This is a genomic window from Halomonas garicola, from assembly GCF_055382465.1.
On record NZ_AP043931.1, the window covers coordinates 2220817 to 2244503 of the forward strand.

Sequence of the window (23687 nt, forward strand, 5' to 3'; positions counted from 1 at the left end):
TATGTCACGCCCCCTTATCGGCATCACCACTTCCGACCGAAAAAGCCGCCTGGCCTGGTGGTTCGACTGGTTCGCCGTCTGGCGCCACGGCGGCCAGCCGCTGCGCCTGTCCCCGAGTCGCGCCCGCCCGGCGCATCTTGACGGGCTGATCATCGGCGGCGGCGATGACATCCAGGCCAACCTCTACGACGCCGAGCTCCAGCTCGACGTGCGCGTGGACCCCGAGCGCGACAGGCTGGAACTTGCGCTGCTCGAACACTTCATCCCTTTGGCTACGCCGGTGCTGGGCATCTGCCGGGGCGCCCAGCTGATCAACGTCCACCTGGGCGGCACCCTGGACCCGGACATCTACACCACCCACGAGGGGCTCAAGCGCCGGCGCACCGTGCTTCCGCGCAAGACCGTGGACATCACCGAACACAGCCGGCTGCACGCGCTCTTGGGCGTGCGCTGGTGCCGGGTCAACAGCCTTCACCACCAGGCGGTGAACCGTACCGGCGAGGGCGTGGAGATCGTCGCCCGGGACCGCGACGGCCTGGTGCAGGGGATCGAATCCCGCCGCCACGACTTTCTACTCGGCGTGCAGTGGCACCCGGAATGGCTGATCTTCAACCGCCCCCAGCAGCGCCTGATCCGCGCGCTGGTCAAGGCCGCCCGGGCGCATCGCGACGGCTAGCCAGGCGGTCGGCCAGCCGGGTGGGTTCGGGCAGCTTGGTGCGATACAAAAAGCGCAGCGTCCACTCAAGGGCCGTGGCCTGGCTGACCCGGTGCCCGGGCGACACGTACAGCGGTTTGACCCGGGTGCGCGAGCGCAAAACCGTGCCGATCACCTCGCCCTTGTGCTCGAGCGGCACCCGCTCGCCCCGGGTTTCGCCCACTTCGGCGTGGCGGCCGCACAGCCGCGACTTGGCGATGCCGATGGCCGGCAGATCGAGCCACAGCCCCAGCAGCGAGGCGACGCCCAGCCGGCGCGGATGGGCAATGCCCTGGCCGTCGACCATGACCAGCTCGGGCCGGGTCTCAAGGCGTGCAAAAGCGCCCAGCGCCGCCGGGGTTTCGCGAAACGATAAGAGCCCGGGGATGTACGCCATGCGCGTGGGCTCACGGTAAACCACCTGCTCGACCACCTCGAACGGCGCGCCCTCTTCCCGCCACCGGAGCACCACCACCGCGGCCCTTGTCGTGGCGCCGTCGTCTTCAAAGCCGATATCCACCCCGGCGACGTGGCGCACCGGAGCGATGCGGTCTTCAAGCACCACGCGCCGGGCCAGCCGCGACTGCAGCGCCATGGCATCCGCCGGGGCAAGGTTCCATTCATGCAGGGTTTCCGGGGGCAGCACGGACATAGCCTCTCCTGAGACGGCGTTGCGGATACGTTGGCGAAAAAGCCGGTGGAAAAAGCGGGTGGAAAACGTGAGTGAAAAGCGGTACCAAGCGCCCGGGCGCTCACTCAGACGCCCATCCAAACCACAGCACCCCCGCACCGGGATAAGCGGCACGGGGGTGCTGGCGGGCCGTCGCTAAGCGCTAGCCGACGGCGTTGGTACCGCGGCCTGGATCAGGCGCGGCGACGCACCGGCGCCTCGCCGTCGCGGCGGCGCGGGGCGCGCTCCGGTCCGCGGTCTTCGCTGATCTCAAGCGGACGGCCGGAGACCTTGGCCCGGGCCATTTTCGCCAGGATCGAGGCCGGCAGTCCCTTGGGCAGTTCGACCACGGAGAAGGCGTTGCGGATATCGATGCGGCCGATACGCGCGCCTTCAATGCCGCCTTCGTTGGCCAGCGCGCCGACCAGCTGGCCGGGCTTGACGCCGTCCTTGTGGCCCACGGAAACGCGGTAGCGGATCATGCCTTCGCTGGGGCCGCGGTCCCGGCGCGGGCCGCTGCTGTTACGGCTTTCGCGCGGGGCGCGCTCCTTGCGCGGCGCCTGGAGGCGGCCAATGGGCGCTTCGTCGGCCCGGGCCATTTGCGCAAAGGCGCAGGCCAGCTCGACGGGATCGTGGCCTTCTGCCACCAGCCGCTCGACCAGCGCGCGCTGCTCGTCGGCGCCCTGGGTCAGGGACGCGACCACGCGCTGATGGAAAACGCTGTCCCGGTGGGCGCGAATCGCGGCTTCGTCGGGCAGCGGCATGTCGGCCATTTTCTGCCCGGTGGCCTGCTCCATCCAGCCGACCTTGCGGCCTTCGCGGAAGCCGGCGAAGGTGATCGCGATGCCGCTGCGCCCGGCACGACCGGTACGGCCGATGCGGTGGGTATAGGCTTCGCTGTCCTGGGGCAGGTCGTAGTTGACCACGTGGGTGATGCGCGGCACGTCAAGCCCCCGCGCGGCCACGTCGGTGGCGATGAGCACGTCGACCTTGCCGCGCTTGAGGCGCGTAATGGTGCGCTCGCGCAGGCTCTGGTCGAGATCCCCGGAAAGGCCGGCGGCATTCACGCCCCGGGCGGTGAGCTGCTCCACAAGCGTGGTGCAGGCCGCACGGGTACGCACGAAGACGATGGCGGCGTCCACCGGTTCGACTTCCAGAATCCGCGACAGGGCCTCTAGCTTGGCACCGCCGTCCACGCGGACCACGCGCTGCTCGATGTTGTCCGCCGTCGAGGCGCTCGACCCCATGGTCACCTTCACCGGATCGACCAGGTAGCGGTTGACGATGCGCTCGATTTCGGTGGGCAGCGTCGCCGAGAAAAACACCCGCTGGGCGTCCTTCGGCGTGTCGGCGACCACGCGCTTGACGTCGTCGATAAAGCCCATGCGCAGCATTTCGTCGGCTTCGTCGAGAACCAGCGCCGACAGGCCGCCAAGCTTCAGGCTACCGCGGTCCAGGTGGTCAATCACCCGGCCCGGCGTGCCCACTACTACCTGGGCACCGCGGCGCAGCGCGGAGAGCTGCTCGCGGTATTCCTGGCCGCCGCACAGGGTCGCCACTTCCAGCCCCTTGATGTCCTGGCCATACTTGCTAAAGGAGACCGCTACCTGCTGGGCAAGCTCGCGGGTCGGCGCCAGCACCAGCACCTGGGGTTCGCGCCGCTCAAGGTCGAGACGAGACAGCAGCGGCAGCGCAAAGGCGGCGGTCTTGCCCGTGCCGGTCTGAGCCTGGCCGAGCATGTCGCGGCCTTCTAGCAGCGCGGGAATCGTTTTCGCCTGGATGGGCGAAGGCTCTGTATAGCCCTGACTTTCCACGGCAGACAAAACGGCAGGCAACAGAGCAAGATCGCCGAAACTCGGCGAAGCGACAGAAGTCGAGGTCATTAATCACACCTTGGTAGGCCGGAAAGCTCCGGCAAAAAACATCAAAAGCGTCTCTGACTCCAGACCTGAACGGCCTCCGACAACGCCGGTCAGCCGCCCTGACACTGCCGCCACGTCGGGCATAAGCAGTCAACAGGAGCCGGTTTCAAAAAGTTGGTTTCAACGAGCCGATTGCCACGAGCCGATCACCCTAATGTGATCCAAAAATAAAATGACTCAATAGCAATGTGACTCAACAACGGCTGAAAACAGAGAGTCTGAGACGCCGGTCGCACCTGGCATACGAACGGGTAGCGCTAGGCAGTCCGTCCGCTGTGGCGACCTTGCTGCGCTAATTTCACCCGTGCGGTGAAATTGACAAAGCGCGCCATCTTCTCATCAGAAAACATCCGCCGAACGAATGTTTTGCACGCGCACGGCAAAAAAACAGGCCGGCGCCACGTTGTGATGGAGGGGTCAACACATGCGAGGAGCGCACATGCTACCACTTCCTTTCGCGCCGCGCCAGCATTTCACCGGCGCCTTCTCGTTCCGTCCGGCGCTTTCATCGTTTTTACCCATTCCAGGGTTTGCAGTCGCGCCCTGTTCGACTAGCTTGTAAAAGGTGATCGGGCGCCTTCACTTATTGTTCCCGGCCCCGACACTCATCCGGCAGGTGCTGGCAGCTCATTCGAGCCCACCCACCCCGGAATAAAAGCAGACAAGGAGTTGAGCCATGCGCAAGAATACCTTGATGACAGCACTCGGCGTTTCCGTACTGAGCTTCACACTGGGCGCACAGGCTCAAAGCGGTCAGCCGCAAGAGCAAACCGGCCCCCAGGGCATGTATTCCGCCGACAACATCCTCGATGCTGACGTTTACGTCGTGAACGGTTCGGGCGATCCCATTGGCGAAGTCGAAGACATCCTCTTTGACGAGGAGATGAAGGTATCCGCCCTGGTGGTGGAAAGCGGCGAGGTGCTTGGCCTTGGCGGCCGCGAACTGGTCGTCGGCAGCAACTACTTCACGCTGGAAACCTACACCGAGCAGGATGACGACGACATCAACGATACCGAGCACCGCGTGATGGTCGACGCCACCTCCGAAGAGATGGAGCAGTTCCCGGCCTATAACAACGACTGGTGGAAGCAGGCGAAGTCCAACGCCAGAGACGCCTGGCAAACCACGGAAGAAGGCGCCAAGAGCGCTTGGCAAACTACCCAGGAAGGCGCCCAGAACGCCTGGCAGAAAACCAAGGACGCCGCCTCTGACATGGGTAACGACGGCGTGGACAACCGCAACGACGACATGGGCAACCGTAACAACTGAGCCTGAGCACGCCGACAACATCGTCAACGGGCACCCTTCGGGGTGCCCGTTTTGCATGCGCCCCAGCCAGTGCCGAAATTCGCCGGATTCGCCCGGCGGTGCCCGCCCCGCTGTCAAACTTTTCCCCGCGGCTGTCCAACTACGGTTTCAGCCTTGTATTAAATACCGAGTTTGTGTATGGATGTACAGTCTATGCACTTCCTCGCGCATGAGTTAAGGTTTCGTGGCTTACTCCTTACAGATGTTTTTTTCGACACGATTTGGCGGCCTTTTCACTCATGTTGCGAATCCTTCATTCGCTGCCCCGCACGCATAAATTTTTACTGTTACCCGTGGCCACCATGGTCACCGTGCTGGGCGGACAAAAGTTACTCACGACCTATCAACATCATAGCCAGCCAGACGCGCCGGTAAAGAACGTGCTCGTCCCGCTTGCCGATGACGCCGCGCCCAGCCTGCCGGCGCTGGCCAAAACCGGTGCCCAGCGCGCCAGAACCCCGGTGGCCACCGCTATCGATGAAGCCTCCCGCCTGCTCGACGCCACTCGCGACAACATCCCCCTGAAGGATCTCAGGGCGTCGGAGGTGATTAACCTGGACGTGATCCGAAGCGCGACGGCCGAGCCTTTGGACGACGTTCTAGAGCTCCCCGCCCAGCGCCTCGCCGCCAGCGACAAGACGCCGCTGGATGAAGGCGCGCAGCACATGGCCACCGTCATCGGCACTCTGGCCAGCGGCATGCTCGCCGCCAACAGCGCCGACGCCGGCATTGGCGCGAAAGACAGCGCCGACGCTACCGAGAATCAGGCGCCGATAGCAGACGCCACCTCGTACGAAGACTACGGCATCGACAGCTTTGACGAAGTGTCCTTTCTGCCGCTGGAGCTCGCCGCGGAAAAGACCTATGTGCCCCAGTGGCAAACCCACACCGTCAGCTCCGGCGAGACCTTTGCCGTCATGGCCCAGAACGAGCTGGGCCTGGGCTACAGCGAAGTCCTCGATCTGCTGGACGAGCTTCCCGATTCGAATATCTTTAGCCGCTGGCGTGTCGGCCAGAGCTTTGACTACCAGCTGGACGAAAACGGCAAGCTGCTGACGCTGAAGATAATGAAAAACGTCCGCGACGGCGTGCTCATCGACCGCCGCGACGGCGACCTTGACGTCAGGTCCATCGAGCGCAAGGGCGAGCCCGTGCAGCGCCTTTACGCCGGCACCGTCAGCGGCAGCTTCGCCCGCTCGGCCGAGGCTACCGGTCTCGACAGCCGTTCGGTCACCAAGCTGACCCGCCTGCTGAAAAAGAAATATGACTTCCGCCGCGACAGCCGCCGCGGCGACGAATTCCAGGTGCTCGTCGAATCCGACATGATCGACGGCGAGTCGCTGGGCTCCCGGGTCCTGGCGGTGAAGTACCAGGGCCAGCGCATGAATCTGACCCTGGTCCGCAATCCCGACAACAACAACTTCTATACGCCGGGGGGCGACAGCCTCGACCCGGCTTTTGCCCGCTACCCCTTCGAGGGCAGCTACCGGCTGAGCTCTAACTTCAACCCGTATCGTAAACACCCGGTCACCGGCCGCACCAGCCCGCACAACGGCACCGACTTCGCCATGCCCATCGGCACCCCGGTCACCGCCCCTGCCGCCGGGCGCGTGGAGCGCGTGGTCAAGCACTATGCGGCCGGCCGCTATGTCGTCATCCGCCACGACAATGGCTATCGCACCCGCTACCTGCACCTCTCCCAGGCGCTGGTCAACAAGGGCGACCGGGTGGAAATGGGCGATCGCATCGCGCTTTCCGGCAACACCGGACGCAGCACCGGCCCGCACCTGCACTACGAAGTCCACGTGAATAACGCGCCGGTCAACGCCATGAAAGTCGATCTGCCGGAAAATACCCGCCTGCACGGCGATACGCTGGTGGCGTTCCAGAAGCAGGCCGAGCCCATGGTCGCCGCGCTGGAAAGCGGCGATACAGGCACCGTCAGCGTGGCCTCCTACCGCCGCCACGAGGAAGACGACGACAGCGACAGCTAACCTTCCCGCCGGGCACCTTCTCTCCAGACAAAAGCGCCGCCTCTTGCCGAGGCGGCGCTTTTTTATGCCTGCCTACCGGCCGTCCGCGCTAAAGCGCCCGCAGCAGCGCATCGTCGCGGCGGTAGATATCCGGGCGAAACGTCACCTCGCCGGCCTCATCGGGCCAGGCCGTCAGATACACCAGCGCCACCGGGATCCGCTCGGGCAGGGTGACGTTCAGATCGCTCTGGCTGCGCTGCAAAAGCGTACCCAGCCGGTGGCGGCTTCCGGTGTCTTCCAGCAGCATGCGCACCAGCTCGCGCACGCCTTCCACCCGCACGCAGCCCGAGCTCAGCGCCCGCCGGTCGCGGTTGAAAAGCCCCCGGGACGGCGTGTCGTGCAGGTAAATCAGCTGACTGTTGGGAAAGCGCACCACCATGCGCCCCAGCGGATTGCTCGGCCCCGCGGACTGGCGCAGCATAACGTTGCCCGGCGCCTGCCAGTCGATGCTCGCCGGGTCGAGCCGCGCCCCGTCGGGGCCCACTACCTGCATGTTGCGCCGGTTGAGGTAGCCCGAAGCCCCGCGCCGCAGCCGGGGCAGCACGTCCTCCCGCCAGATGGTCGGCGGCACCGTCCAGGTCGGGTTCACGGTCAAGTGGGTGATCGCCGAGTGGAGCACCGGCGTTTCGCGCCCGGACCGGCCAACGATCACTCGCGACGACCAGCGCGCGCCGCCCGGGCGGGTGTAGTGCATGCGGTAGCCGGCGATATCCACCCATACTCCGGGCTCGCGCGCGATCACGGGCTGCATCCAGCGGGCGCGCTCGAGGTTGACCCGCAGCGCATCCACCCGGGAGCGCACCGAGGCGTTGAGCGCCCGGCGGGTCTTGCCGCCCACCACGCCGTCTTCATCGAGCAGGTGGCGGCGCTGAAAGCGCTTGACCGCCGTTTCCAGCTCGGCGTCGAAGCGCCGCAGGTCCGGCGCCTCGGCGTCTATCCGGGCGTAGGCGGCCGGATCGCCGGGCAGCACCTCGGGCATGCCCCAGTAGGCCAGCCGGCGGCGCAGCGCGGTGACCGCATCGCCCTCGTTGCCGCGGCGCAGAGCCTCGTCGCTGGGCACCAGCGGCGCGTTCGTCTGCCCCCCCAGCGCCCGATACGTTTTGAGCGCCTCGCGCAGCGCCCCGTAGGCCGGCAGTTCCGGCCGCGCCAGCGAAAGCGCCTGCTCTATGTCGGCGTCGTTAACGGCGTCGACCACCCGGGCCATCGAATAGCGCCTTTCCGCCCGGGCGGTCTCCCACCCCGGCACCTGCTTTTCGGGGTCGAGGCGGCCGCGCTGAAGGTGATCAAGGGCCAGCAGCAGCGCCCGGGTCGCGCGAACGTCGAACGCCGCCCGGGCCTCGGCGTCGTCTCGGCTTTGCGCAAACGCCGCTTCCAGCGGCCGGGCCCCGCCATCCGCCTCGAGATAGTCCTGGGGATAGTCCTTGAGAGAGCCCTTGAGATAGTCCGCGGGAACGAGGCCGTCGCTACGTAGCGTTTTTAGCGCCCTGACCAGGGCTTCCACCTGCTTCGCGCTGTGCCACGTCGGCTGCTGCTGCGCGGCTTGATAAAACGCCGCGACCGGAAGCTCGTCCGCCCGGCTTTCTGCCCTGGCGGTCTCTTCCGCCAGGGCTCCGGCAGACGGCGCCTGAGCCACCGCAGGGCCGGACGCCAGCGCGGCGCTGAGCGCCAGGGCCGCGAGACCCATCGTTTTCCCCGGCGTTCCGCCGCTTTTTCTTCGCCGCGTCTTATCCATGAATGTCCCCTTGGGTTAGAATAGCGCTCCTGGACTTGCCATGAGATCGCCACGTCGCTGCGCTCCTCGCGACGACAATAGCGGGAAGGGCGCGCATACCCTCCACGTCGTAGCGAGCAAAGCGAAGCTATCTCGGGCTTTCCTTACCGTGCCCGCCATGAGGCAGAGCCTGGCTGCCCGGCCGGTCATTTTTTATTCATCTTCAAGGATGATGACATGGCGTTTCGCTTCAAAGCCTCGGCGCTGCTGCTGAGCCTGTCCCTTGGCGCTTTCACGTTACCACTGCCGGCCGCTGATTTCTCCGCACAGGTGGCCACTACCCCCGCCGCCGGCACCTCGCCGCTGCTCCACCGGCTCAAGCAGCTCGCCCCAAACGCCACGCCCCAGGCGCTGCGTATGGCGGCCGAGTCGCTTAGCTGCGCCGACCCCGGCGCCGAGCGCCTGGCGCTCATCGACTTTTCCCGGCCGTCTTCCCAGCCGCGCCTGTGGGTGTTTGATCTTGAGCACCACCGGCTTTTGTTCAAGGAGCTGGTGTCCCACGGCCAGGGCTCGGGCAACGCGCTGGCCACGTCGTTTTCCAACACGCCGGACAGCCACCAGTCCAGCCTGGGACTGTTTCGCACCCTGAACAGCTACTACGGGCGCAACGGCTACTCGCTGCGCCTGGAGGGCCTTGAGCCTAACGTCAACGATCTGGCGTTTGAGCGCGCCATCGTCATTCACGGCGCCGACTACGTCAGCAACGCCTTCATCGACAAGACCGGCCGGCTGGGGCGCAGCCACGGCTGCCCGGCGGTGCGCTCCGAGGTCACCTACCCGCTGATCGACAGCCTGAAAAACGAACAGTACGTGTTTGCCTACTACCCCGATGACGAGTGGCTGGCAAGCACGGCGCGGCTCAGCTGCAGCGACGGCACGGCCCGTCAGCTGGCCCGGCGCTAGCGTACTGATTCCTTGTCTGCCTCCCACGCCTCGCGCCATAGCCCTACTGTCGCCGCTCCGGTGAGCGGCTTTTTCGGCGTTTTTCGCTACAGCAGCCGGGCGCTTCTGCTGGTATGGCAAACCTCCCGGCTGATGATGGTGGGGCTTGCGCTTGCCACCCTGGTCGCCGGGGTGCTGCCGGCGGTGGCCGCCTGGGTGGGCCAGCTGATCGTCGACGGCGTGGTCGCCGCCATGGAAGTTCAGGAGGCCGACGCCGCCCCGCCGCTTATCCAAAGCCTTGGGCCGGTGCTGTGGCTGGTAGCGCTGGAAGGCGCGATCATCGGCCTGATTGCGCTTGCCCAGCGCGGCCTGGACGCGCAGAAGTCGCTGCTGCGCGCGCGCCTTGGCCACCGCGTCAACGTCATGATCCTGGAGAAGGCCGGCACGCTCTCGCTTGCCCAGTTCGAGGACTCCGAGCTTTACGACAAGCTCACCCGGGCCCGCCGGGAGGCCTCCACCCGGCCGCTGGGGCTGGTCAACAAGACGTTTTCGCTTTTGCAAAACGCCATTTCGCTGGGCAGCTTCGGCGTGCTGCTGGTGCAGTTTTCGCCCTGGGCGCTGCTGATTCTGGTGGCGGGGGCGCTTCCGGTGTTTCTCTCCGAGGCGAAGTTTTCCGGCGAGGCGTTTCGCCTCTTTCGCTGGCGCTCGCCCCAGTCGCGGATGCAGATGTACCTGGAAACCGTGCTCGCCCGGGAAGACAGCATCAAGGAGGTCAAGCTGTTCGGCCTGGAAAACCTGTTCCTCGAGCGCTACCGGGCCATCTTCAACCGCCTTTTTGCCGAAGAGCGAAAGCTGACCCTGCGCCGCGAGACCTGGGGCTTTGCCCTGGGCATTCTGGGTACGCTGACGTTTTACGCCGCCTACGGCTGGGTCGTCGCCGAAACCGTCATGGGCGCGCTGACGCTTGGCCAGATGACCATGTACCTGATGGTGTTCAAGCAGGGCCAGAGCGCGCTGTCGGCAAGCCTCACGGCGATCAGCGGCATGTACGAGGACAACCTCTACCTCTCCAACCTCTACGAGTACCTGGAGCACCCGGTGGAGGCCGAAGCCGGTACCGAGACGCGGGGCGAGACACCCGGCGACGGCCTGCGCTTCGAGGGCGTGAGCTTCGCCTACCCCGGCGGCAAGGAAGTGCTCCACGGCATTTCGCTGCACCTGGTGCCCGGCCAGAGCCTGGCGCTGGTAGGGGAAAACGGCTCGGGCAAGACCACGCTGATCAAGCTGCTGACCCGGCTTTACTCCCCTACCCGAGGGCGCATCCTGCTCGACGGCACCGACCTTCGCGACTGGGACGCCGTGGCTCTGCGCGAGCGCATCGGGGTGATTTTCCAGGATTTCGTGCGCTACCAGCTGCCCGTGGGCGAAAACCTCGGCGTCGGCGACACCCACGCCTTCAGCGATGAAGCCCGCTGGCAGGACGCCGCCCAGCACGGCATGGCCGACGACTTTATCCGCCAGATGCCCGCGGGCTACCACACCCAGCTGGGCCGCTGGTTCAAAAACGGCCAGGAGCTCTCCGGCGGGCAGTGGCAAAAAATCGCCCTCTCCCGGGCCTACATGCGCGAAAACGCCGACATCCTGGTGCTCGACGAACCCACCGCGGCCATGGACCCGGCCGCCGAGGCCGAGGTGTTCGCCCGCTTTCGCGAGCACAGCAAGGACAAGATGACGATCCTGATCTCGCACCGCTTTTCCACGGTGAGAAGCGCCGAGCAGATTCTGGTGGTGGACAGCGGGCGCATCATCGAGCGCGGCACCCACGCCGAGCTGCTGGCGCAAAACGGGCGCTACGCAGCGCTGTTCCGCCTGCAGGCCAGGGGCTATCAGTAGCGGGGCCATAAGCCGGCACCCGCCCGGGTTTATTTTTTGTCAGCTTTGTTTTATCACTGGGGCCCGTCACCCCTTTTTTGCAGGGAGCCATCATGATCGATCTGCGCAGCGATACCGTCACCCGGCCCACCCAGGCCATGTATGAAGCCATGTGCGCCGCCCCGGTGGGCGACGATGTATGGGGCGACGACCCCACGGTCAACGCCTTCGAGCGGGCCGTGGCCGACACCGCCGGCAAGGAAGACGCGCTGCTGTTTCCCAGCGGTACCCAGAGCAACCTGGTAGCGCTGATGGCCCACTGCGAGCGCGGCGACGAATACATCGTCGGCCAGCAGGCCCACACCTACGGCTTTGAAGGCGGCGGCGCGGCAGTGCTCGGCAGCATCCAGCCCCAGCCGGTGGAAAACGCCGACGACGGCACCCTGCCCCTGGAAAAGATCCGCGCGGCGATCAAGGTCGACGACTTCCACTTTGCCCGCACCCGGCTGCTGGCGCTGGAAAACACCATCGGCGGCAAGGTAATGCCCCACGACTACACCCTGGCGGCCACGGCGCTGGCCCGGGAGCACGGCCTTGCCACCCACCTGGACGGCGCGCGGCTGTTCAACGCCGCAGTGGCCACGGACACCCCGCTGGCCGCGCTGTGCGAGCCGTTCGACAGCGTCTCGCTGTGCTTCTCCAAGGGCCTGGGCGCCCCGGTGGGCTCGGTGCTCGTGGGCTCGACCGAGCTGATCGCCCGGGCGCGGCGCTGGCGCAAGGTCACCGGCGGCGGCATGCGCCAGTCGGGCATTATCGCCGCGGCCTGCTGGCACGCCCTGGAGCACCACCTGTCAGGCCTTGCCGACGACCACCGCCGGGCAGAAACCCTGGCCCGGGGCATGGCCGAGCTCCCCGGCGTTACCGTAACCTCGCGCGCGACCAGCATGGTATTTGCCGACTTCCCCCAGGAGCACGTTGCGCCGCTGGCCGACTGGCTTGGCGAGAACGGCATTATGATCGATCTCCTGGGAAGCGCCCGGCTGGTGACCCACCGGGACGTCAGCGACGCCGATATCGACAGAGTGATTGCCGTAATGCAGGCCTACTTCAACCGTCACGGGTAAAACGCCGGCCGTCGCCGCCGCGGTGCCCGGCGACGGCCAAAGCATGCTACGCTTTGTCTCTCATCCGGGAGAAATGCCGATGGCTAACCGCTTTTTCTTCATCACAGGGCCCGCCCGGGCGCTGATCGCCGGGCTGCTTATTGCGTTCATCAGCGGCTGCGCCCTGGCCGCTACCACGCCGGACGCGCAAAAAGGCAAGGCGTCCTATTACAGCGACCGCTTCCAGGGCGCGCTCACCGCCAGCGGCACGCCGTTCGATCAGCAGGCGCTGACCGCCGCGCACCCGACCCTGCCGCTGGGCACCAAGGTGCTGGTCACCCGGCCCGACACCGGCAAAACCGTCAAGGTCGTGGTCAACGACCGCGGCCCCTACGTGCGCGGGCGCATTATTGATCTCTCCAAGCGCGCCGCGCGCAAACTGAACATCATTCAGCGCGGCGTCGCCCAGGTCACCGTCAGAGTGATCGACTAGCGGCCGTGATACTCGCGGTGCAGCGCTTCCATGGTAGCGGCAAGCTCCGGCACCGGGCCGTCGACGGTAATGCCGGGGACGATCTGCTCGATGGGCAGCGTCGCTACCGGCGGCGGCGGCACGTCCATGGCAGAAAGCCACCCGCCCAGCTGCCTTGACGAGCTGACGTAGACAATGCGCCCGAGCCCCACCCAGCCGTGGGCGGCGGCGCACATGGGGCAGTGCTCGCCGGAGGTATACACGGTGGCCGCAGCGCGCTCCGCAGGCGTCAGGTTCTCTACCGCCCAGTAGGCCAGCGCGATCTCCGGGTGGCGGGTATTGTCGCCGCCGGCAATGCGGTTGCGGTCTTCGTGCAGCACCTTGCCGTCGGCGCTGACCAGCAGGCTGCCAAACGGCTCGTCGCCCGCCGCCAGCGCTTCTTTGGCAAGCTCGACGCTTCTCTCCAGATACGTCCGCTCGTGATCCGCGATCATCGCCGTCTCTCCTTCTTGAATGGGTACCGGCTGAGTGGATGCCGGTGTGGTGGTTTCGACGCTATCAGCTTTCCGCCCCGCAGGTCGCCCCAGGCGGCGTCTCGGCAAGCTTGTCACCCTCGCTGCGGGCAATGATCGAGGTACCGACCAGATCCCCGGTCACGTTCAGCGCGGTGCAGCCCATGCCCACCAGGGCGTCGATGGCGGTGAGCAGCGCCACGGTCTCGATGGGTAGGCCCACCTGGGCAAACACCGTAGCGATCATGATGATGCCCGCGCCGGGCACGCCGGCGGTGCCCACCGACACCAGGGTGCCGATCAGCACGATCTGCACCATGCTCATAAAGTCCAGCGGCGCGCCGATGACGTTGGCGGCAAACACCGCCGAAATGGCAATGCGGATAGCCGCGCCGTCCATGTTCAGGGTCGCCCCCAGCGGCAGGCTGAAGCCGTAGATGGTTTTGGGAACGCCCAGCCGATCGGCGGCGTTGATGGTCAACGGCAGCGTGCCGGAGCTACTTTGAGTGGCGAAGGACGTCGCCATGGGCGTGCGCGCCTCGCGGAAAAACGCCCTCAGCCGCACGCCGAAAAGCCGCATGGCGCCGCAGTAAAGCAGCAGCTGGACACCCAGCGCCAGATACAGCACCAGCACCATGTCCCCCAGCGACAGCAGCGTGCCCATGCCCTGGCGGCTCACGGTATCGGCGACGATGGCAAACACCCCGATGGGCACGTAGTGCAGCACCCCGCCCATGACCTTTAGCGTTATCTCGTTGAGCGCCTCGAACACCTCGTACAGTCGCTCGCCCAGCGCCGCCTGGCGCTCGGTACCGGACTCGCGCAGCTTCAATAGCGCAATGCCAAACACCAGCGCGGTAAAGATGATGCCCAGCATGTTGAGCTCGGTGAACGCCTCGAGGATATTACCCGGTACGATGTTAAGCAGCACGCTGACCAGCCCCGGGTTATCCGGCACCGAGAAGCTCGCGCTGTCGTCCAGGGTCATGCCGCTTCCCGGGTTGAAAAGCGACGCCACGGCAAGCCCGACGATAATCGCCAGCGCCGAGCTTGCCAGATAATACAAAAACACCTTGCGCCCGATGCGGCCGACGCTGCCCTCCCGGGACTGGTTGACCCCCACCATCAGGGTAAACAGTACAATGGGCACGATAAGAAAGGTCAGCAGCTTGAGCAGCAGTTCGCCCAGCGGGGCAAGCCACCCAACCGTCTCCTGGCTACCCAAAAGCCCCACGGCGACGCCCGCCACCAGCGCAATCGTGACCCGCGCGATCAGCGAGGTATCGGCGTATTTTTTCCAGATCCAGTGCATAACAACCACCGTGGTGAGCAAGTGAAGGCCTAAATGAGGGCGCCACATTATATTACAACCGTTTTATAGCCAAGCGGGTTAATAACATGCGCCATATATTCTATAAGAGAATATAACAATGCGGCGCAGGAATGGCTTTGCCCGGCAATACCGGATCGGGTATTCCCTACTGCCCCTTGTTCGGTTTTTCGCAGACTAGCGTGAAAACAACGCCATTTTGACACTGAGATAGCTGGCCTGGTGCGAGCACCCAGAGGGTGGGCATAAACGGGCTTTAGCCCGCGAAGACACTGCCTCAACACAGCATTGTGCTCCTCTCCCACTACCGGTCATGCAAAAGGCTATGACTCAGAGTCGGCATAGCTAATACCCGATAACTCAACGCTCCCGGTAAACCCGCCTAATAGCGTTGCTGTTTAATAGCCCCAGTCTTCATGGGCCAGCGGGGTTTGGTTGAGCTCAGCCTTGCGCAAGCGCCAGTCCGGCAAGCATTGATCCATCAGCGCACGAAAGCGATCGGTGTGGTGACGCTCCAGCAGATGCACCATCTCATGCACGATGATGTATTCCAGGCAGCGGGGCGATTTCTTCACAAGTTCCAGATTCAGCCAGATGCGTCTCGCCTGGATAGTGCAGCTGCCCCACCTGGTCTTCATCTTCTTGACACGACAATCCGCAATGTCGACGCCAACCACGCCCTCCCAGTGTGTCAGCAGTTCCGGAACTCGCGCTTTAAGCTGGCGTCGATACCAGCGGTCGAGCGCCTGCTGCCGGCCTGCCCTGTCCGTACCCGGCGGGACTCGCAGCTCAAGGGTGCTGTTGTTGATCACGCGCACGCGCGGGTTGCCTGACTGTTCCACCACATCCAGCCGATAGCGCTTACCCTCGAAGTAATGGCTCTCGCCGGTTACCATCTCCCTGCGCGATTGACGCGATTGACGCGCAAATCCCTGCTGTTTACTTCGAATCCAGCTCAGGCGCGCGACAATAGCCAGGCGCACGGCCTCGTCGTCCAGATGCAGCGGTGCGGCTACCCGCACCCTGCCGTGCGGCGGGTAGACACCCACGTGCAGATTCTTGATCGCCTTGCGTCGGATCTCCACGGGGATGCCGCTCACTTCAATACGGCGGTGCTCAGTAATCATGCTGGTTTTTCACCAGTTCGAAGACGGCTTCCGTATCAGCGCCGCCGGTCTCTCTTATCTCTGTGTCCAGCACGGAGGCGATGGCATTGCGCACCTCGCGCTCCTTGAACTTGTTGCCCCGAAAATCCGCCTTCTTTACGGACCGAACCTTTTCATCGAGCCGGATAGCCAGCTCAGTGTTCTGACCCAGATTGTCATAAAGCGACTGCCGGGCCGGCGTATCGATCCCGTCGGGATAGTCGCTTTTCTCTTCCTCCCGGGCTACCTGCCGCGTCAGCTCGACAACCTTGCGCAGGTATTCCTTGTACTCCAGGGCCTCCTGGCGGCGCTGCTCGATCAGGGCGTCGAGCAGCTCAGACATTGTCTCGTAGTATTTAGGGTTGACCGCCATCTCGTCGATAATCAGCCGTCGGACGTTATTCTCGATGGTTTCGGCCATTGCCTCGCGGTCGCCGGATATCGACGACGGCAGGCTGTCGACTGCCTCTTCGCCGCGCTCGACGACCAGCTCGACCAGCGTCATGTCGTCGAAGGCCGAGAGTTTCTCGCTGTCTTCCGCGCGGATGTAGGTATCGAGCAGGTGACGCATGGCCGGCTCGTACATTTTCATGTCGATGTAGTCGCCGCTGGCCAGCTTCACCTCTTCGCGGACTTTTTCGTAGTGCTCCACCTCCGCCTTGATGGCGGCGGCTTCGGCGTCGCTATAGCCGGCCTCGCGCATCTCGTTGGCCAGGTCGGCATAGGCGCGCAGAAAGGCGCCGACGTGCTTGTACAGGGCCAGACGCCTGGGCTCGTTATCCTTCTGTACCTCGGGTGCGTCGCTCGGGCCGACAAAATAGCGTCGGTAGGCGGCGCTGTCCCCGGGCGGCTCGACCCCCTCGCACAGCGCCTTAACCGCTTCCCGGGTTTCTTCCAGCCGTTCCCGCGCCTTCTCCAGGCGGTCTTCAAGCAGTCCTTCCACGTCCTCGGCGTCGAAGGCATCGAAGGCGCCGCCGGTGTAGTCCTGGATGGACTGCTCCAGGGACTTGAACAGGTCCTTGTAGTCGATGATGTAGCCGACTTCCTTGTCGTCGGTATGCAGACGGTTGACTCGACAGATGGCCTGAAACAGGCCGTGGTCGCGCATGTTCTTGTCGATATAGAGGTAGGTCGCCGGCGGCGCGTCAAAGCCGGTCAACAGCTTGTCCACCACGATCAGCAGCTTCATCTGCCCCGGCTCGTCGATGAAGCGCTTCTTCACCTCCTTCTCGAAGGTTTCCGCCTTGTTGACGGCGGTATCTTCCGGCTCCTGGAAGTGATCGGCCAGCATGCGGCGGTAGATATCGTACTGGTGCAGCTTTTCGGTTTCGCCTTCGCCGGTGGCCTCGCCCTTGATCTCGACAGCGGACGGCACGTAGGACGTGATAATGGCGCACTGGCCCTTGAGCTCGGTCCTCTCAAACATCTCGAACAGCCGGCAGGCCGAATAGATACTGCCGGCCACCAGCATGGCGTTGCCGTGGCCGCTCATCAGCCGGTCTCGCGTGGCCATGTCCCAGAGAATATCGGCGACGATTTTTTCCAGCCGATCCCGGGAGCTGAGCACTTTTTGCAGCGTCCCCCAGCGCTTTTTCAGCTGGGCGCGGGCGTAGTCGTTCAGGCCCTGGGTCTTCAGCTCGAACCACTGGTCGATCCGTTTCTGGGACGTCACGCGCTGGTCGATATCCCTTGCTTCGTAGCGCAGGTCGAGCACTACGCCGTCGCTTACCGCCTCGTCGTACCTGTAGGTATGGATGTAAGGACCAAAGACTTCGATGCTCTTGCGCTTGTCCTTTTTCAGCAGCGGCGTCCCGGTAAAGCCGATCAGCATGGCCTCCGGCAGCAGCGCCTTCATGGCCTCGTGCAGGCTGCCGGACTGAGTGCGGTGGCATTCGTCCACGAACACAAACAGATTGCCCTTGGCCGCAAAACCCTTGGGCAGGTGGCTGCGTATATCCCGAATGAAGGCGTCGACATCCCCTTCGTCGGAAGCGCCGAACTTGTGGATCAGCGAGGCAATCAGCCACTCGTCGCTGCGGTTGAGTACATCGATCAGGTCGGCGCCGCTCCTGGTGCGGTGGATCTGCTCGTCCACGCCCTTGAAAACCTTCTCGATCTGCTCGTCCAGCTCGGTGCGGTCGGTAATCACCAGCACCCGGGCATCGTTCACGTGTTCACGAATCCACTTGGCCAGCCACACCATGGTCAGCGACTTGCCGCTGCCCTGGGTGTGCCAGAGAACGCCACCTTCCCGGCGCTGCACGTGATCCTGCGCCGCGCGCACGCCGAAAAACTGGTTGTGCCGGCAGGTTTTCTTGGTGCCGGCGTCGAACACCATGAAGTCGTGGACGACCTCCAACAGCCGCTCCTTGCGGCAGAGCTGGTACAGACCACGCTCCAACGGGTCTTCGAGCTCGGACGGCTCGCGCCACGCCATCCAGTACTTCTCGGACGTCTCGATCACCCCGTAGCGCAGGCCCTCGGTGGGATTGCCGGCCATGACCAGCTGGGCGGTGGCAAAAAACGGCCGGATAAACTCGGGCTTTTGGTTATCCAGCGTCTGGCGGATGCCCTCGGCCACCGCCACGGTGGAGCGCTTGAGCTCCAGCACGCCCAGGGCGATGCCGTTGACATACAGCACCACATCCGGGCGCTTGGTATTGGCCCCGGCCACCGTGACCTCCTCGGCCACGGCGAATTCGTTGTTCTCGGGGTTATCCCAGTCGATCAGCCAGACAGTGACGGTCTGCTCGTCCACCGACGGCTTGACGCGCACGCCGTAGCGCAGCTTCTCGTACACCGCCCGGTTGGCGTCGTACAGCGTTTTGCTGCCGGAAAGCGCCGCCGCCTGATCCAGCTCGCGCAGGGCGCGGCTAATCACGCGCTCGTCATGGCCCTGCCGCGTCAGCCAATCGCGCAGCAGCGTTTCTTCGACGTTGCGATTACCCTCGCGATCTTTCCAGTCGCCCAGGTAGCGGTAACCCAGCTCCTGCTGAAAAAACCGGATGACTTGCCGTTGAGTCAGGCGTTCGCGCTGGCCGACGGTGTTCATCAATTCGCTCCCGATTTTTTGTTTGCTACGCCGCCCGGCGCAAGCAGGTGCATCACCAGCCGCACCATCAGATCCTTGGCCTTGGGGTCGCTTTCGGCAATCAACAGCGTCAATGCCGTCAGAGCGTTTTCGTCCAGCGTCAGCGGCATGCCCTCCTGACGCAGATAGAGCAGAAACAGAAACGCCCCCGAGCGTTTGTTGCCGTCGGCAAAAGGGTGGTTCTTGATCACGAAATACAACAAATGGGCAGCGCGTTCTTCGCGGCTCTTGTACAGCGGCTCGCCGAACATGGTTTGCTCAATGCTGCCGAGGATGGCGGCCAATCCGTCACCACGGTCGCGAGAAAACAGTTCGCTGGCCTCACCGCGGCTTTTCAATTCCATCGCCAAAGCATCTAGCGCCCGGCGCGCTTCGCCCAAATCCAGCACGCCCCGCGCCGGCACACCATCGGCGGGCAGTTCGAGCTGGCCTTCGTCGTAGTCGAGCAGCAAGCGCCAGGTACGGGCATAGCCGAGTACCAGACCGATCACATCGCGCCCGATGTCGCTCACCAGTTGCTGACGCACCAAGGTGTTTCCGAGCACATCGACCGCCTGCTCCAGCTCCTGCAACCCGCGTTGCGCCAGCCGGTGTTCGTTCAGGCTATAGCCCTGTGTGAGGTGGTCGCGCAACACACGGGTGGACCATTGGCGAAAGCGCGTGGCGCGCAGGGAGCTGACCCGGTAGCCCACGGAGATGATGGCATCGAGGTTATAGTGCTTGAGCTGACGCCGAACCCGGCGGTTACCCTCTTGGCGAACTACTAAGAAATCCTTAGTAGTTGCCGACTCATCCAGCTCCTGGTCGCGAAAAACATTCCTCAGATGCATCAGGATGTTTTCCGCCGTCGTCCCGAACAACTCGCCCATTTGCCGCTGGGTCAGCCAGACGGTCTCCCCCTCCAGCCGCACCTCCACGCGCTGCTCATCAGCGTCAAAGATGACGAGATCACTCATGGATCACCTCGCCTGTGCCGATTGTTGAGCAAAGCAGTCGCGTTGGCCGACGGTGCTCATGCGCTGGCCTCCCTTACGTTTTCTACCTCCGGCTCAACCAGTCGGACTCGCCCGGTAAGAAGCTGCTGCATCATGCCCTGTTTGAGCTGACGGGCCTTGTAGCGGCGGTGTTCCAGGGCTTCGACTTCACTGTCCATATCAGAGAGGACGGTGGCGATGGCCTGCTGCTCTTGATGGCTCTGGGGCAGCGCCACTTCGAAAGCAAGAAGGGATTTTTTGCCGATCTCCAAAAATGTGCTGCCGCCGCACAGTTGGATCAGTTGTGCCTTCTTTGTGGTCATCAAGTAATAAAGAAACTCCGCATCACAACTCGAAGGAATTAAATTCTTGAATCCCTGGTTGGTTGTCATCGGCACTGTATTGATCGCGCACTCGCCGATCGTTGCGCGCGTTGTCATAATTATGGACCCCGAAGGCATGCTTTCGGCAGAGCTCGCTCGAAGGCCGGCATGGGATATCGTGCGTTCTGTTCCCGAAAGATATTTGCGACCCCCCAGTTCGGTAATGTCCGTTGGCGTACACCATGGAACATCACCATTCCAGAATGCCGGCATAGCTGTGCTTGGCGTACCACCGCTCCGAATATCCGCAATCTCCCCCAACCGCTCCGTCCCCCACTCGTCGGTGAAGCCCGGCAGGCGGGTCTGGCCGGTGAGGAGTTGTTGCATGGCGGCCTGTTTGATGGCGCGCTTTTTGGCGATCAGGCGGTCTAGGGATGCGATCAGCGCGTCCGCGTCAGACAGCGCGGTGGCGATGGCGCATTGTTCTTCCTCAGAGGGAGCTGGGACTTTAATAGAGCGGACCAACGCACCACTTAAGTTTGGCTGACCGCCCTGAGTAAGTTTCTCAACATACTCATTTTTTTTGAACGAGAGCATGTTCAACAAAAACTTAGCACTAGCATTTTTGGTAACAATTGCCAGCACCGCTTGGTTGATCGCAGCCTGGACATGAGTTATTGCGGAAACACCGGCTGTTGCACCATATAGGGCTACAACCAAGGTCCCCGGCTCCACGAGTTTAGCTGATGACTTTTCTAAGCCCAGCCTGGTAATTCGCCCTTCAGGTTCACTTATTGTTCGATGATTCAGGTCGCTTGACGTTATCCAGGGGATGTCCCCACCGTAATATTCTGGCCGATTGGTAGAAGGCGTCCCCCCACTGTATGTCTTAGCGAGTTCCCCAATTGACACTACGTCCCAATCCTCTGGAATAACCCCCACCTCGGTCCGCTTGTACCCAAGCGGCACACCCTCTGCAGTCGCGATGCATACTCCTGCCGAATAGGTGGGCGATGCATCCCGCACCGTTTCCTCTTTCAATATCGAACCCTGCTCAGCCATCGACTCGCACTCCCATCTGTTCCAGGTGGCCGGTGACCTTTTCGGCCAGTTGCTCCACTTCCTGCTCGATGCTCGGCAGCGGTTCCGCGTAGCGTTCTTCCAGCTCGCGCACGCGGCCGGCGAGCTGGTTGGTGATACGCTCGACTTCGGATTCGATGACGGCGCGGATGTCGGCCAGCCATTTGTCGTCCACGGCGAGCTGTTTGACCTCGTCCTCGGTGAGTGCCTCGTAGCGGTTCAGCACGGCCTGATCAAGTTTGGTCTGGGCGTCCTTGACGGCTTTTTTGGCGCTGGCTTCGGCGTCCATCCGCTTTTTGCACTGCTTGAGCGCGGCGGTTTCCTCGTCGCTTTCCGGCTCACCCTTGAGGGCCTTGAGGCGTTTGGGGATGTCGGTTTTGCTGACTTTGCCCTTGTCGTTTTTGACCTCGCTCAGCGGGTCTTCCTCGCCGTCCTGCTCTTCGATGAACTCCTCCAATTCGCGAGCGGCGGTTTCCAGCTCGGCCTGGCGCTCTTCAAGTATGGCCTGATCGTCGGCGAAGTAGCGGGCAATAACCAGCTCGGGCGGGATCAGGTCGAGCTTGTACTTTTGCGCCTTTTTGCCGCTGCCGAGGGTGAGGTCGGGCTCTTCCTTGATCTTGCGTTCCTTGTTCTGAATCACGCCGCGGGGCCGAGCCGCTTCCCGCCAGCCCTCAACGGCAATCAGGTGGACGTCGTCCTGCATTACATCGGCCCAGTAGTCCATCAGGCGCTGGTAAACCGCGTAGCGGTCCAGCAGGGGCACTACGTAGAAGCGGTCGAGCAAGTCCTCGGAGAGCTCATGGATCACTTGGCGAGGCTGAATACTCGGTGAAAGGTCCATCAGACGTGACCAGTTAGCGCACTCCCAACTATCGACGACTCGACCGACGCGTGCCGAGAAGGACTGGAAAGCAGGATGCTCCAGCACGGTGGGCTTGACCTGCCGGGTTTCGACGTTGGCCTCCAGGTAGCCGGGCTGGCCGCTATCGCGGAACAGCGCGTCGCGCAGGCCGGGCAGCTCGGCCCAATAGGCTTCGAGTGCGTCCACATCGCGCTGGGGGATGCCGCCGTTCAGGTGCGCATAGAGATCGTGCTGGTCCTCAGCTTCGGCGCTGTCGATGTAGCGCGGGATGTTGAGGTTGTAGTCGTTGGCCTCACTGGCGATTTCATACAGTGGCACGCGCCGAGCGTAGCCGGGCAGCCCGCGCTGGTGGTTGAACACGTCCACGATCTGGTGAATATCCCGCGAGCGCAGGCGGTTCTTGTTGCCGTCCTTGATGAACTCGCGGCTGGCGTCGATCATGAAGATATGGTCGCGCTGTGCCGCGTCTTTTTTGTCGATCACCAGGATGCAGGCCGGGATGCCGGTACCGTAGAACAGGTTGGCCGGCAGGCCGATAATGCCCTTGATCAGCCCGCGTTGAATAAGCTGGCGGCGGATGTCGGCTTCGGCGTGGCCGCGAAACAGCACGCCGTGGGGCAGGATTATGGCGCCGCGGCCGGTGGACTTGAGCGACTTGATCAGGTGCAGCAGAAAAGCGTAGTCGCCGTTTTTCGCCGGCGGGATGCCGTATTCGAAGCGGCCGAATTCGTCGTTTACCGGGTCCAGGCCATTGGTCCAGGACTTGGTAGAAAACGGCGGATTAGCGACCGCGTAGTCGAAGGTCTTGAGGCTGCCGTCGGGATTCTTGAAATACGGACGCGAGAGGGTGTTGTCCCGCCACAGCTCGGCGGTGGGATAGTCGTGCAGGATCATGTTCATCTTCGCCAGCGCCCAGGTGGCGTTGTCATTTTCCTGGCCGTAGATGCTCATGCCCTGAGGGGCTTCGTAGGCGGCGCGCAGTAGCAGAGAGCCCGAGCCGCTGGTCGGGTCGTACAGGGTTTCGTCCTGGCGCGTGTCCGTGCCGATGCCCACTACCTGGGCAATCACCCGCGAGACTTCGCCCGGAGTATAGAACTGCCCCTTGCTCTTGCCCGATTCGGTGGCGAAGTGGCGCATCAGGTATTCGTAGGCGTCGCCCAGCAAGTCATCGCCATCGGCGCGGTTGGCGCCCAGATCGAGCTGATCGAAGATGGCCACCAGCTTGGAGAGCCGATCCTGCATGTCCTTGCCGGAGCCGAGCTTGGTCTCGTCGTTGAAGTCGGCCTGGTCGATCACGCCTTTCAGGTCATTTTCTTCCGCCAGCCGGCCGATAATCTTGTTGATTCCATCGCCAATCTCTTTATCGCCTTTGAGTGCGACCATATCGGCGAAACTGCCGCCTTCCGGCACCTCGATCAGCGAATCCTTCTTGTCGCTGACGTACTTCATGAACAGCAGCGTCAGCACGTAGTCCTTGTACTGCGAGGCATCCATACCGCCGCGCAGTTCGTCGCAGGATTGCCATAACGAGCTGTAAAGCTGGGATTTCTTGAGTGCCATGTATGACCGCTATATATCGTTGGAATGTAACCAAAAGGCGTCGCTATTGCGCAACTACCTTAACCAAAAGACGCTGCTTCTC

Annotated in this window: 17 protein-coding genes; 7 read left to right on the top strand and 10 right to left on the bottom strand. The window is 63.4% G+C overall.

Features of this window, described 5'->3' with window-relative positions:
• Position 1: 1 nt before the first annotated feature.
• Positions 2–676, top strand: a complete 675-nt coding sequence (locus ACZ46Y_RS10735; RefSeq protein ID WP_311956281.1) for a gamma-glutamyl-gamma-aminobutyrate hydrolase family protein — start codon at positions 2–4, stop codon at positions 674–676.
• On the opposite strand, the gene nfi is transcribed toward ACZ46Y_RS10735, so the two are convergent.
• Together nfi and ACZ46Y_RS10745 are read right to left on the bottom strand one after the other, a co-directional pair.
• On the bottom strand, positions 645–1346 hold the full coding sequence (gene nfi / locus ACZ46Y_RS10740) for a deoxyribonuclease V (protein WP_311956276.1): 702 nt from the start codon (positions 1344–1346) through the stop codon (positions 645–647). The genes ACZ46Y_RS10735 and nfi overlap by 32 nt on opposite strands.
• A 212-nt stretch (positions 1347–1558) precedes the next feature.
• On the bottom strand, positions 1559–3247 hold the full coding sequence (locus ACZ46Y_RS10745) for a DEAD/DEAH box helicase (RefSeq protein WP_311956275.1): 1689 nt from the start codon (positions 3245–3247) through the stop codon (positions 1559–1561).
• A gap of 715 nt (positions 3248–3962) precedes the next feature.
• Here ACZ46Y_RS10745 and ACZ46Y_RS10750 point away from each other — a divergent pair.
• Together ACZ46Y_RS10750 and ACZ46Y_RS10755 are read left to right on the top strand one after the other, a co-directional pair.
• On the top strand, positions 3963–4556 hold the full coding sequence (locus tag ACZ46Y_RS10750) for a PRC-barrel domain-containing protein (protein ID WP_311956273.1): 594 nt from the start codon (positions 3963–3965) through the stop codon (positions 4554–4556).
• A 278-nt stretch (positions 4557–4834) separates the two neighbouring features.
• A complete protein-coding gene (locus tag ACZ46Y_RS10755; RefSeq protein WP_311956272.1) occupies positions 4835–6589 on the top strand; it encodes a peptidoglycan DD-metalloendopeptidase family protein in 1755 nt (584 codons plus the stop codon).
• Positions 6590–6677: 88 nt separating this feature from the next.
• Here ACZ46Y_RS10755 and ACZ46Y_RS10760 read toward each other — a convergent pair whose 3' ends face one another.
• Positions 6678–8312, bottom strand: coding sequence for a L,D-transpeptidase family protein (locus ACZ46Y_RS10760; RefSeq protein WP_311956270.1), 1635 nt, complete (start codon positions 8310–8312; stop codon positions 6678–6680).
• 264 nt (positions 8313–8576) lie between these two features.
• Here ACZ46Y_RS10760 and ACZ46Y_RS10765 point away from each other — a divergent pair, with 264 nt between their 5' ends.
• The 4 genes from ACZ46Y_RS10765 to ACZ46Y_RS10780 all read left to right on the top strand — a co-directional run bounded on the left by ACZ46Y_RS10765 (position 8577) and on the right by ACZ46Y_RS10780 (position 12749).
• Positions 8577–9302 carry a murein L,D-transpeptidase catalytic domain family protein gene (locus tag ACZ46Y_RS10765; RefSeq protein WP_311956267.1) on the top strand — a complete coding sequence of 242 codons (726 nt, stop codon included), beginning with the start codon at positions 8577–8579 and terminating at the stop codon, positions 9300–9302.
• A 12-nt stretch (positions 9303–9314) separates the two neighbouring features.
• Complete coding sequence (locus ACZ46Y_RS10770; RefSeq protein WP_311956265.1) at positions 9315–11174, top strand: ABC transporter ATP-binding protein; 1860 nt, start codon at positions 9315–9317, stop codon at positions 11172–11174.
• Positions 11175–11266: 92 nt separating this feature from the next.
• Positions 11267–12277, top strand: a complete 1011-nt coding sequence (gene ltaE / locus ACZ46Y_RS10775) for a low-specificity L-threonine aldolase (RefSeq protein WP_311956263.1) — start codon at positions 11267–11269, stop codon at positions 12275–12277.
• Between the two features lie 79 nt (positions 12278–12356).
• On the top strand, positions 12357–12749 hold the full coding sequence (locus tag ACZ46Y_RS10780) for a septal ring lytic transglycosylase RlpA family protein (RefSeq protein WP_311956261.1): 393 nt from the start codon (positions 12357–12359) through the stop codon (positions 12747–12749).
• On the opposite strand, the gene ACZ46Y_RS10785 is transcribed toward ACZ46Y_RS10780, so the two are convergent.
• The 7 genes from ACZ46Y_RS10785 to ACZ46Y_RS10815 all read right to left on the bottom strand — a co-directional run bounded on the left by ACZ46Y_RS10785 (position 12746) and on the right by ACZ46Y_RS10815 (position 23605).
• Positions 12746–13222, bottom strand: a complete 477-nt coding sequence (locus ACZ46Y_RS10785) for a nucleoside deaminase (protein WP_311956259.1) — start codon at positions 13220–13222, stop codon at positions 12746–12748. The two genes, ACZ46Y_RS10780 and ACZ46Y_RS10785, sit on opposite strands and share 4 nt — an antisense overlap.
• A gap of 64 nt (positions 13223–13286) precedes the next feature.
• Positions 13287–14552 (bottom strand): dicarboxylate/amino acid:cation symporter, encoded by a 1266-nt coding sequence (locus ACZ46Y_RS10790; protein ID WP_311956258.1) that lies wholly within the window; start codon positions 14550–14552, stop codon positions 13287–13289.
• 416 nt (positions 14553–14968) lie between these two features.
• Positions 14969–15697 carry a M48 family metallopeptidase gene (locus ACZ46Y_RS10795; RefSeq protein WP_311956257.1) on the bottom strand — a complete coding sequence of 243 codons (729 nt, stop codon included), beginning with the start codon at positions 15695–15697 and terminating at the stop codon, positions 14969–14971.
• Positions 15687–18767, bottom strand: a complete 3081-nt coding sequence (locus tag ACZ46Y_RS10800; protein ID WP_311956251.1) for a type I restriction endonuclease subunit R — start codon at positions 18765–18767, stop codon at positions 15687–15689. Before ACZ46Y_RS10800 ends, ACZ46Y_RS10795 begins: the two co-directional genes overlap by 11 nt.
• Positions 18767–19762 carry a virulence protein RhuM/Fic/DOC family protein gene (locus tag ACZ46Y_RS10805; protein WP_311948615.1) on the bottom strand — a complete coding sequence of 332 codons (996 nt, stop codon included), beginning with the start codon at positions 19760–19762 and terminating at the stop codon, positions 18767–18769. Before ACZ46Y_RS10805 ends, ACZ46Y_RS10800 begins: the two co-directional genes overlap by 1 nt.
• A 56-nt stretch (positions 19763–19818) precedes the next feature.
• Positions 19819–21165, bottom strand: coding sequence for a restriction endonuclease subunit S (locus ACZ46Y_RS10810; RefSeq protein WP_311956250.1), 1347 nt, complete (start codon positions 21163–21165; stop codon positions 19819–19821).
• The gene (locus ACZ46Y_RS10815; protein WP_311956248.1) at positions 21158–23605 is read right to left on the bottom strand and encodes a type I restriction-modification system subunit M; all 2448 of its coding nucleotides are present in this window, start codon (positions 23603–23605) and stop codon (positions 21158–21160) included. The genes ACZ46Y_RS10810 and ACZ46Y_RS10815 overlap by 8 nt, the downstream gene beginning before the upstream one ends.
• Positions 23606–23687 lie beyond the last annotated feature (82 nt).

What these genes read in the sequence shown, in the direction of transcription:
- ACZ46Y_RS10735 (WP_311956281.1), top strand. Translation starts at nt 2, where the DNA reads ATGTCACGCCCCCTTATCGGCATCACCACTTCCGACCGAAAAAGCCGC.
- nfi (WP_311956276.1), bottom strand. Translation starts at nt 1,346, where the DNA reads ATGTCCGTGCTGCCCCCGGAAACCCTGCATGAATGGAACCTTGCCCCG.
- ACZ46Y_RS10745 (WP_311956275.1), bottom strand. Translation starts at nt 3,247, where the DNA reads ATGACCTCGACTTCTGTCGCTTCGCCGAGTTTCGGCGATCTTGCTCTG.
- ACZ46Y_RS10750 (WP_311956273.1), top strand. Translation starts at nt 3,963, where the DNA reads ATGCGCAAGAATACCTTGATGACAGCACTCGGCGTTTCCGTACTGAGC.
- ACZ46Y_RS10755 (WP_311956272.1), top strand. Translation starts at nt 4,835, where the DNA reads ATGTTGCGAATCCTTCATTCGCTGCCCCGCACGCATAAATTTTTACTG.
- ACZ46Y_RS10760 (WP_311956270.1), bottom strand. Translation starts at nt 8,312, where the DNA reads ATGGGTCTCGCGGCCCTGGCGCTCAGCGCCGCGCTGGCGTCCGGCCCT.
- ACZ46Y_RS10765 (WP_311956267.1), top strand. Translation starts at nt 8,577, where the DNA reads ATGGCGTTTCGCTTCAAAGCCTCGGCGCTGCTGCTGAGCCTGTCCCTT.
- ltaE (WP_311956263.1), top strand. Translation starts at nt 11,267, where the DNA reads ATGATCGATCTGCGCAGCGATACCGTCACCCGGCCCACCCAGGCCATG.
- ACZ46Y_RS10780 (WP_311956261.1), top strand. Translation starts at nt 12,357, where the DNA reads ATGGCTAACCGCTTTTTCTTCATCACAGGGCCCGCCCGGGCGCTGATC.
- ACZ46Y_RS10785 (WP_311956259.1), bottom strand. Translation starts at nt 13,222, where the DNA reads ATGATCGCGGATCACGAGCGGACGTATCTGGAGAGAAGCGTCGAGCTT.
- ACZ46Y_RS10790 (WP_311956258.1), bottom strand. Translation starts at nt 14,552, where the DNA reads ATGCACTGGATCTGGAAAAAATACGCCGATACCTCGCTGATCGCGCGG.
- ACZ46Y_RS10795 (WP_311956257.1), bottom strand. Translation starts at nt 15,697, where the DNA reads ATGATTACTGAGCACCGCCGTATTGAAGTGAGCGGCATCCCCGTGGAG.
- ACZ46Y_RS10800 (WP_311956251.1), bottom strand. Translation starts at nt 18,767, where the DNA reads ATGAACACCGTCGGCCAGCGCGAACGCCTGACTCAACGGCAAGTCATC.
- ACZ46Y_RS10805 (WP_311948615.1), bottom strand. Translation starts at nt 19,762, where the DNA reads ATGAGTGATCTCGTCATCTTTGACGCTGATGAGCAGCGCGTGGAGGTG.
- ACZ46Y_RS10810 (WP_311956250.1), bottom strand. Translation starts at nt 21,165, where the DNA reads ATGGCTGAGCAGGGTTCGATATTGAAAGAGGAAACGGTGCGGGATGCA.
- ACZ46Y_RS10815 (WP_311956248.1), bottom strand. Translation starts at nt 23,605, where the DNA reads ATGGCACTCAAGAAATCCCAGCTTTACAGCTCGTTATGGCAATCCTGC.